Annotated in this window: 9 protein-coding genes and 2 pseudogenes; 6 read left to right on the top strand and 5 right to left on the bottom strand. The window is 66.2% G+C overall.

Translation table 11 applies throughout. The features are described 5' to 3' along the window. The 3 genes and pseudogenes from AC4HIX_RS20600 to rpiA all read right to left on the bottom strand — a co-directional run. Positions 1-221, bottom strand: a pseudogene (locus tag AC4HIX_RS20600) (FtsH protease activity modulator HflK); the annotation flags it as partial. Between the two features lie 79 nt (positions 222-300). Further along, positions 301-1,656 carry a glutathione-disulfide reductase gene (gene gor, locus AC4HIX_RS20595; protein ID WP_490400321.1) on the bottom strand — a complete coding sequence of 452 codons (1,356 nt, stop codon included), beginning with the start codon at positions 1,654-1,656 and terminating at the stop codon, positions 301-303. 387 nt (positions 1,657-2,043) lie between these two features. Next, positions 2,044-2,832 (bottom strand): ribose-5-phosphate isomerase RpiA, encoded by a 789-nt coding sequence (rpiA, locus tag AC4HIX_RS20590; protein WP_475050878.1) that lies wholly within the window; start codon positions 2,830-2,832, stop codon positions 2,044-2,046. 141 nt (positions 2,833-2,973) lie between these two features. Between rpiA and AC4HIX_RS20585 the strand changes: the two genes are divergently transcribed. Next, positions 2,974-3,750, top strand: a complete 777-nt coding sequence (locus AC4HIX_RS20585) for a methyltransferase domain-containing protein (protein ID WP_490400320.1) — start codon at positions 2,974-2,976, stop codon at positions 3,748-3,750. 32 nt (positions 3,751-3,782) lie between these two features. On the opposite strand, the gene AC4HIX_RS20580 is transcribed toward AC4HIX_RS20585, so the two are convergent. After that, complete coding sequence (locus AC4HIX_RS20580; protein ID WP_475050874.1) at positions 3,783-4,220, bottom strand: MarR family winged helix-turn-helix transcriptional regulator; 438 nt, start codon at positions 4,218-4,220, stop codon at positions 3,783-3,785. A 77-nt stretch (positions 4,221-4,297) separates the two neighbouring features. On the opposite strand from AC4HIX_RS20580, the gene AC4HIX_RS20575 reads away from it, so the two are divergent. From AC4HIX_RS20575 to AC4HIX_RS20560, 4 genes are all read left to right on the top strand, one after another. Further along, positions 4,298-4,747 (top strand): hypothetical protein, encoded by a 450-nt coding sequence (locus tag AC4HIX_RS20575; RefSeq protein ID WP_490400319.1) that lies wholly within the window; start codon positions 4,298-4,300, stop codon positions 4,745-4,747. A gap of 163 nt (positions 4,748-4,910) precedes the next feature. Next, entirely contained in the window at positions 4,911-5,618 is a 708-nt protein-coding gene (locus tag AC4HIX_RS20570) for a glutathione S-transferase family protein (RefSeq protein ID WP_490400318.1), read from the top strand. Further along, positions 5,618-6,991 (top strand): L-serine ammonia-lyase, encoded by a 1,374-nt coding sequence (locus tag AC4HIX_RS20565; RefSeq protein ID WP_475050870.1) that lies wholly within the window; start codon positions 5,618-5,620, stop codon positions 6,989-6,991. Before AC4HIX_RS20570 ends, AC4HIX_RS20565 begins: the two co-directional genes overlap by 1 nt. A gap of 225 nt (positions 6,992-7,216) precedes the next feature. Continuing rightward, positions 7,217-8,131 (top strand): DMT family transporter, encoded by a 915-nt coding sequence (locus AC4HIX_RS20560; protein WP_490400317.1) that lies wholly within the window; start codon positions 7,217-7,219, stop codon positions 8,129-8,131. On the opposite strand, the gene AC4HIX_RS20555 is transcribed toward AC4HIX_RS20560, so the two are convergent. Further along, the gene (locus AC4HIX_RS20555; protein WP_490400316.1) at positions 8,118-8,780 is read right to left on the bottom strand and encodes a thiamine diphosphokinase; all 663 of its coding nucleotides are present in this window, start codon (positions 8,778-8,780) and stop codon (positions 8,118-8,120) included. The two genes, AC4HIX_RS20560 and AC4HIX_RS20555, sit on opposite strands and share 14 nt — an antisense overlap. Before the next feature lie 140 nt (positions 8,781-8,920). Between AC4HIX_RS20555 and AC4HIX_RS20550 the strand changes: the two are divergent. After that, positions 8,921-9,527, top strand: a pseudogene (locus AC4HIX_RS20550) (chemotaxis protein CheA); the annotation flags it as partial.

Here is a 9,527-nt window from a genome sequence, read left to right as displayed (position 1 = left end):
CCGCCGCGTCCGCCGCGGCCGCCGCCAGCGCCGCCGCGCCCGCCCATCAGGACTCGCAGCTGCTCCTGGCCTTTCTTCACCAGCTCATCGATTTCGGGGATTTGGGGTTCGTCCGGCTTGCGGCCGCCGCCGCCATTGTTGCCGCCGTTATTGCCCCGGTTGCCTCCTCCGCCGCCGGAGGAGCCGCCGCCCCCCCATGGGCCACCGCTATTGCCCGCCATTTCTCTCCTATCCGTTTGCTGCCGCCCATGATCATCCCAACGGGCGGCATGTGTTGTCAGTTATTGCCGGTGCAGCGTCTCAGCTCGAGCGCACCGGAGTCTTCAGCGTTACCAACTCTTCCGACATTGTCGGGTGCACCGCAACCGTGCGGTCGAAATCTTCCTTGGTCGCGCCCATCTTTACGGCGATTCCGGCCAGCTGGATCATCTCTCCGGCCCCAGGTGCGACGATATGGCAGCCCAGCACCTTGCGGGTCTCCTTGCTGACGATCAGTTTCATCAGCACCCGCTGCGCCCGCCCCGCAAAGGCCTGCTGCATCGGCTTGAAGGAGGTTGCATAGACCTCGACCGGCTCCTGCTCGCTTGCCTCTTCCTCGCTCAGCCCGATGGTGCCCATCTCCGGCTGGGTGAAAATCGCTGTCGGGATCAGCTCATGATCGGGGCTCGTGGGGTTGCCCTTGAACACGGTCTCGACGAAGGCCATGCCCTCGCGGATCGCCACTGGGGTCAGCGCCACCCGGTCGGTCACATCGCCGATCGCATAGACCGACGGCACCGAGGTCTGGCTGTACTCGTCAACGATGATCTCGCCCTTGCGGCCGCGCTCAACCCCGATCTCCTCCAGGCCGAGGTTATCGGCATTGGGGGTGCGGCCGGTGGCATACATCACCTTGTCAAACAGCCGCTCCTGGCCGTTGGTCGACTTGACCCAGATCTTATCACCTTCCTTGCGCATCTCCAGCACGTTGGTGCCCAGATGCACATCAATGCCCGCCTGGCACATTTCCTCAGAGATCAGCCCGCGCGCCTCGTCGTCAAAGCCGCGCAGGATCTGCGCGCCGCGGTAGTACTGGGTGGTGTTAACGCCCAGCCCGTTCATGATCCCCGCAAATTCGCAGGCGATATAGCCGCCGCCGACGATCAGCAGGCTTTCCGGCAGCTCGTCCAGGTGGAACATCTCGTTTGAGGTCACCGCCAGCTCGGAGCCCGGGAAGTCCGGCACCGACGGCCAGCCGCCAGTGGCGATCAGGATGTGCTTGGCGGTCTTGCGGGTGCCGTCGGCCAGCTCGACCGTGTGGGCATCGGCCAGCTTGGCGCGGCTGTCAAAGCTCTCGACGCCGCTGTTCTTCAGCAGACTGCGGTAGATGCCCTCCAGCCGGTCCAGCTCGGCGTGCAGCTTGCCTTTGAAGCTGTCCCAATTAAAGGCGCCGGGCTGGATGTCCCAGCCATAGGCCTGGGCGTCCTCGACCATGCCGGCGTATTCGGAGGCGAAAACCATCAGCTTCTTCGGCACGCAGCCCCGGATCACGCAGGTGCCGCCATAACGGTCCTCTTCGGCCAGCGCCACCTTGGCGCCTTCCTGCGCCGCAACACGGGCTGCCCGCACCCCGCCAGAGCCGCCGCCGATGACAAAAAGATCGTAATCAAAGCTCATGAATTTCCGCCCTTTGCATGTCTTGTGCTGGTATCCCACAACGGAGCACCAAACGCCATATGCCCAAGTGGGCGTTCTTGCACCGCTTTCAACCTTTTGGCGCGGATTCACGCGGGGTTGTGAAGAGGAATGGCTCCATTCCAGCAGGCCGCGGGCAGCACCAATCCCCTGCGCCAAGTCCTCCGCTTCTGAAGGAGGCGGAATTCGGCGCGAATTCCGTCCTGAAATCCTGCGAGGATTTCAGGCCCGTTTCAGCCGTCCGCCTTCAGGTTCCCCTCCCCCGGTTTCCGCGCCGGAAACCGGGCCGGATTCCTCGCAGAAATCCGGCTAGCAGCACGCTAACCTTGCCCCTGAAGCAGCAGGTGGCAGCCTGGCTGCCCGGCCTGCTCAGTCCTGCAGGTCGGTGAACAGGTTGTCGTTCTCGACGAAGTCCAGCTTGTCCTTCTCGACGGTGCCTTCATTGATGTCGCGCACCTCGACCCGGCCGTCGCCATAGCCGATCACCACGGTGTCGCAGATGTCGATGAACAGCCCGTTCTCGATCACGCCCGGGATCTGGTTCAGCACCAGCGCCAGCTGGCGGGCGTTGCCGATGCGGTTCAGATGCAGGTCCAGGATATAGTTGCCCTCATCAGTCACAAACGGCGCATCGCCGTTCATCCGCAGGGTGGTGGTGCGGCCCATCACGTCCATCGACACCAGGGTTTCCTCGATCAGCGCCTGGCTGCTCTGCCAGCCGAACGGCAGCACTTCCACCGGCAGCGGGAAGGCGCCCAGGGTCTCGACCGATTTGCTGGCATCCGCAATCACCACCATCTGGTCCGAGGCGGTGGCGACGATCTTTTCCTGCAGATGCGCGCCGCCGCCGCCCTTGATCAGGTTCAGGTCGGCATCAAACTCATCGGCGCCGTCGATGGTCATGTCCAGCCATTTGGCCTCGTCCAGCGACACCACATTGATGCCCACATCGCGGGCCAGCGCGGCCGTGCGCGAGGAGGTCGGCACAGCGGTGATCCTCAGACCGTCCTTCTGCACCATCTCGCCCAGGCAGCGCACCAGCCAGGCCGCGGTGGAGCCGGTGCCGAGGCCGACCCGCATCCCGTCTTCCACCATTTCGGCCGCCCGCTTGGCAGCTACGAATTTCGCCTTGTCGATGGGCGACAGTTCTCCGGTCATGTGTTCGGCTCCGTGAAACGCGTTTGCGGCGGTTATAGGCAGTTTGCCCCCCGTGTGCGAGAGGGGTTTTGCAGAGGCAGCCCCAACAGTGGAAATCGCGCCATTTCGGCCTATAGCTCATCTGTCTAGGGGACCGTTTTCATGCTGAACTTTGACGAAGAGACCACCCGCCTGCTCGAAGACGCCTATCAGGGCGCCGATGTGTCGCGGCGGCGGCGGGCAACATTCGACGCGCTGGCGCCCGAGCCGGGCGAGCACATCCTGGACGTCGGCTGCGGCAACGGGCTGCTGACGCTGGAGCTTTCCCGCGCGGTCGGCCGCAGCGGCCATGTCACCGGGCTGGACGCCAGCCCGCAGATGCTGGCCGCCGCCCGCCAGCGGCTCGAGGGGCGCGGCAACATCACCCTCACCGAAGGCGACGCCGCCCGGCTGCCGTTTGATGAGGCCAGCTTTGACAAGGCCGCGGCGCTTCAGGTGTTCGAATACCTGACCGACCGCCGCCCGGCCCTGCGCGCCTTGCACAAGGTGCTCAAGCCCGGCGGCCTTCTGGCGGTGGGGGACATGCATTGGGACACCCTGGCCTGGCACAGCGATAACACCCGGCGCATGGAACGGATGCTGGAGGCCTGGGGCCGCCACATGGCGGTGCGCGACCTGCCCGCCAAATTGCCCGCCGAAATGCGCAGCTGCGGCTTTGAGGTCCGCCACACCCGGCCGCTGACCGTCTGCGACACCACCCTGCGCCCCGACGGGCTGGCGGCAATGATGATCCAGCTGATCCGCGCCTTTGCGGTGGACATCGGCGCCACCGACCCCGACGACGCCGCCGCCTGGGCCCAGGAGCAGCAGGAACTGGCCTCAGAGGGGCGTTTCTTCCTGTCGCTCACCCATTTTGTCTGCACCGCCCGGCGGATTTGAGCCTCCCCCGGCCGGAGCGGGCTGCACCGCCCCTACCTTCGCGTCCGCTGGAGGTTGGCGATCACCCGCCGCATCTGCGCCAGAAACTGGGACGCCTCCGCCTCGCTGAAGCCGTCCAGCGCCTGGCCGTTCACGCTCTGCGCCTCCGCAACCGCCTCTTCCCGCAGGCCCCGCGCCTTCGGCGTCAGATGCACCAGCCGCGCCCGCTTGTCCTCAGGCGACGGGCGACGCTCGATCAGCCCGTCCCGCTCCATCCGCGCCAGCGTGTTGGCCATGGTCGCCTGCTCCACCGACAAAGCCGCCGTCAGCTCAGCCTGGGTGCGGCCCTCTTCGGCCCACAGCTCCAAAAGCACCATGAACTGCGCCGGCGCCAGCCCCAGCGGCTGCACCCGTCCCGCCAGCGCCGCCGCAAACAGCCGCGCCATGTGATTGGCCAGGAACCCGGCCGAGGTTTTCTGAAATTCGCTCATTTCCTCAGATGACACTTGAATAGCAGGCTATTCAATACCATTTATATAGCACGCTATCTTAATCAAGGACACCCGCCATGAAACTCCGCCTCCACGCCATCGCAGGCACCCTGGCCCTGCTCATCATCTCAACCTTCTGGATATCCACGGTTTTCTCCGAGGCCTTCGGCAGCCACCAGACCATCGCTCAAGTTAAAACCGCGGTGCTCTACGGCATGGCGCTGCTGATTCCGGCCATGGCCGCCGCGGGGGCAACAGGCGCATCGCTTGGCCGCGGCTGGAAGCTGCCGCAAGTGGCAGCGAAATCCCGCCGCATGAAGTTCATCGCCGCCAACGGCCTGCTGATCCTGCTGCCCAGCGCCGTGTTCCTCGCGATCAAGGCGCAATCCGGCCAGATCGACGGCCTGTTCTATACCGTTCAGGCCCTGGAGCTGTGTGCAGGAGTCGTGAATATCACGTTGCTTTCCAAGAACTTGCGCGACGGCCTTTCCCTTGCCCGCCGGCGCCGCGCGCGCAGCGCCGCCTGACCGCGCCCTGCCCGCTCTCCCAAGGTCCGGCGCGCCGCCGGTGCAAGGCCGCCGGACCCTTTCCCGCCGCAGCCCGCCAAACATGCATCACAAAGGCGGGTTTCCTATTGGAAACGCCGGAAACGGACACATATTCCGCGCGTCTGCGTCATAATACTGCGTCATGAAACCCGAGTACCGCCTGCACTACGCCCCCGACAACGCATCACTGGTCATCCGGCTGGTGCTGGAGGAGCTTGGCCAGCCGTATGAAACCGTGCTGGTCGACCGCAAGGCACAGGCGCAGAACAGCCCCGAATACCGGGCACTGAACCCGGGCGGGCTGATCCCGGTGCTGGAAACCCCCGATGGTCCGGTGTTCGAGACCGCCGCCATCCTGCTGTGGCTGTCCGAACGCCACGCCGCCATGGCACCGCAGCCCGGCAGCGCCGACCGTGCGGCCTTCCTTAAATGGCTGTTCTTCGCCTCCAACACGCTGCACGCCGACCTGCGGATGCTGTTCTACCCGGACAAATACATCGGCGATGCGAAAGCTGATCAGGCACAGCTGCAAAAGGTCCTGCGCCAGCGCCTGCACCGCCACCTGACCAGCCTTGATCAGGCCGCCGCCGCCCGCCCCGCCTGGCTCGGCGCGCCGCAGCCCTCGGTGCTGGACTACTACCTGGCCTGCCAGATGCGCTGGATGGCGCTTTACCCCGCGCAGGCCGACAAATCCTGGTTCGTCATCGCCCATTACCCCAGCCTGCAGCGCCTCTGCGCCGCGCTGGAGCACCGCCCCGCCGTCACGGCAGCACGCGAGGCCGAGGGCCTCGGCGCCACCCCGTTCACATCCCCGGCCTACGCCAATCCCCCAGAAGGATCAGCCACCTAATGTTCCTCTCCGTCTTCGACATGTTCAAAGTGGGCATCGGCCCGTCGTCCTCCCACACGATGGGTCCGATGGTCGCCGCCGCGCGCTTCCTCGACATGATGCGCGCGTCGCCGTTTGAATTCCACGGCCTGCGCGCCTCGCTGCACGGCTCGCTCGCCTTCACCGGCGTCGGCCACGCCACCGACCGGGCCACCATCCTGGGCCTCGGCGGCTTTGTCGCCCATGACTATGACGACGAGAAGGCAGAGGCCTTCCTGGCGGAGCTGGACAAGACCCACAAGATGCACCCCGAAGGCTTGGGCGAGCTGCACTTCGACCCCAAGGCCGACATGATCTTTGACTACGATCACGCGCTGCCGGGCCACGCCAACGGCATGATCCTGATGGCAACGGACGCCCAGGGCGACGTGATCCTGAAGCAGGTGTTCTACTCGATCGGCGGCGGCTTTGTCGTCACCGAGGAGGAACTGGCGGCAGGCAAGGCCACCGACGAGGGCGACCCGGTGCCCTACCCGTTCAAATCCGCGGCCGAGATGCTGGAGATGGCCAAATCCAGCGGCAAGTCGATCGCCGAGATGAAACGCGCCAACGAGATCTCCCGCGGCTGCTCCGAAAGCCTCGCCAAGGGCACCGCCCGCATCTGGCAGGTGATGAACGACTGCATCAACCGCGGGCTGGAGCGTGACGGCATTCTCCCCGGCGGATTGAAGGTCCGCCGCCGCGCCAAGGGCATCTATGACGCGCTGATGGCCGAACGCGGCATGAACCTCACCGCCCCGCACACCATCAACGACTGGATGAGCGTCTACGCGATGGCGGTGAACGAGGAAAACGCGGCCGGCGGCCAGGTTGTGACCGCACCCACCAACGGCGCCGCCGGCACCCTGCCCGCGGTGATCCGCTACTACCTCGACCACGTGCCGGGCGCGTCCGAGGCCCATGTCGAAGATTTCCTGCTGACCGCCGCCGCCATTGCCGGCCTGGTCAAATACAACGCGTCCATTTCGGGCGCCGAAGCCGGCTGCCAGGCCGAGGTCGGCTCGGCCTCCGCCATGTCCGCCGCGGGCCTCTGCGCCGTGATGGGCGGCACCCCGGAACAGGTGGAAAACGCCGCCGAGATCGCGCTGGAGCATCACCTCGGCATGACCTGCGACCCCGTGAAGGGCCTGGTGCAGGTCCCCTGCATCGAGCGCAACGGCCTCGCGGCGATCAAGGCCGTCTCCGCCGCCTCGCTTGCCTTGCGCGGCGACGGCCAGCACTTCGTGCCGCTGGACGCCTGCATCGAGACCATGCGCCAGACCGGCGCCGACATGCACGACAAGTACAAGGAAACCTCGCTCGGCGGCCTGGCGGTGAACGTGCCGAACTGCTGAGTTTTTTGCCCTAACCTGCCTCCGCCGGGACAACCGGACGCAGGTTCGCGCCGGGCCCCGAGGGTGGGCGTTTCGCGCCCGCGTCATGCTGAAAGCATGCCTCCGGCATGACGGGGCGGGGACGGGCGCGAACCGGGCCGCAAGCGCCCCGGGGGCGATTTTCGCAAACCGTCCCGCTTTCAACCGCACCTTGTAAGTTTCCCCCTCCGCGCCTAGCGTAGCGCCATGACACAGGACCGGCCCCTCCTCGGCATCGCCCTGATGCTGGGCTTCTGCATGGTGATCCCGCTGGGCGACGCCATTGCAAAACTGCTGACCAACCGGGTGCCGGTTGCCCAGATCGTCTTCATCCGCTTTGCCGCTCAGGCCGCGATCCTGCTGCCGCTGGCCCTGGCGCTGCGGCTGCCGCTCAGCCTGTCGCGCCGGGTCGCGCCGCTCCTGTTCCTGCGCACGCTGCTGCAGATGGGCGGCATCGGCGCCATGTTCACCGCCTTCAAATACCTGCCCTTGGCCGATGCGGTGGCAATCGCCTTCGTCATGCCGTTCATCATGCTGCTCCTGGGCAAATTTGTCCTGCACGAGAACGTCGGCCTGCACCGCCTCGGCGCCTGCGTTGTCGGCTTCACCGGCACCCTGCTGGTCATCCAGCCCAGCTTTGCCGCCGTCGGCTGGAACGCCCTCTGGCCGCTGCTGGTCGCGGTGATCTTTGCCCTGTTCATGCTGATCACCCGCAAGATCGCCAAGGAAACCGATCCCATCTCGGTCCAGGCGGTGGCGGGCGTCATGGGCACCGTGCTGCTGGCGCCGGTGCTGCTGATCGGCGATGCCGCCGGCGTGGCTGCCCTCTCCACCGCCCTGCCGCCGCAGGACACCTGGACCCTGCTGGCCGCCGCAGGCGCCCTCGGCACCGTCGCGCACCTCCTGATGACCTGGAGCCTGCGGTTCGCCCCCACCTCCACCCTTGCCTCGATGCAGTATCTTGAGATCCCGGTGGCGGTGTTCTTCGGCTGGCTGATTTTCTCAGAACTCCCCAACACGCTCGCCGCCTTCGGCATCCTGCTGACCATCGGCGCGGGCCTCTATGCGGTGATGCGCGAGCGTAAGCCCTCCGAAACCGAAGAGCGCATCAATCCCGCCTGAGCGCTCTCATCACATCCGCCAGCAGCCGCCGCGGCGCGATCACCAAAAGCCCCGGCCCGTCCGGCATCAGCCGCACCGGCCCCAGCGCCCGGTTCGAGGTGCCGATCCGCCCCATCGGCGACATCACCAGCCCTTCGATCGGCCATTCCAGCCCGTCCGAGCGCCCGGTCACCTGCTGCATCGGGAACAGCGAAATCACCTCCCCTGCCCGGGCCGGCAGCGCCACCTCATGCGTCAGGTGAAAGATCACTTCGGTCTCGCCGATCAGCACACACGGCGTCCCGTGCCCCTGCACCAGCGTGCTGAAGGCCGCCAGCTGGTGGTCCACCCTGCCGCCCAGGAACCCCACCGCCAGCACCACCGGCGCCCCGATGGAGCGCAGCGCCTTGTCGAAATCGGTGCTGTCCTGCTCCGCCACCGGGTGCAGGGCTTCAGGCGGCAGCTGCGCCCGCACCGCTTCGCTCAGCGAGTCGAAATCGCCGATCACCGCCTCCGGCCGGTGCCCCGCCGCCAGCGCCGCCGCCGCGCCGCCATCCGCCGCCGCCAGCACCGGCGCCAGCGCCAGCGCCTCCTCCAGCGCGCCAGAGGGGATTTCACCGCCGCCCACCAGGGTGACTGGTTCCAATGCTTCAACAATCCTACGGTTCATTCGGCGAATTCCTGCCGGTTTTGGAAACAGGACACATTCTGAACACAAAATGATACGATCAATTGCACGGATTCGAGCAAAATTGGTCCTTCCAGCCAATATGGTGAATGGCAACAGATGTGGCGACGACGAGCGAGCTGATGGTACACAACAACAAAGTCTTGACGGTATCCTATGGAACCTTTTCCTGCACATTGGAAGGGTTTGAGGATTCCTTCGGCACGATGAAGGCCATTGCCGAGTATTTCCGCGACCTGGCCGCCGACGACCGCTACTTCGGCGCTGAGCCGCCGCAGCCCGATGCCGACATGCTGGCCCGCATCGCCCAGCGCGAAATCGCCCGCCAGGTCGAGGCCCGCACCAGCGACACCGGCATTCACCTGCGTGCAGCCACCCCGGCTCTGGGGACTGCCGCGGCTGAAGCGCCTGCACCCGCTCCTGCCCCTGTGACCTCCGCGCCTGCTGAAACGCCTGCCCCTGTCGCCGCCGCGCCGCAATCTGAGCCGCAAGCGGTGCAGCCCGCCGCAACGCCGGAACCGGCCGCCGAAGCGCCTGCAGAACCGGCAGAAGAAACCGCCGCACCGGAAGCAGTGTCCGCAGACACCGAAGCTCCCGCCGCCGCTGAGGCAGCAGACGCAGCGGATACGGCCGAGATCCCGGCCTCTGCTGATCAGGCCGCGGAAGAGGTTGCCGAAGCCGAAGCCGAAGCCGAAGCCGAAGCCGAAGCCGAAGCCGAAGCCGCAGCCG

Source organism: Leisingera sp. (assembly GCF_982940295.1).
This window is presented reverse-complemented; position numbering and strand designations above follow the sequence as displayed.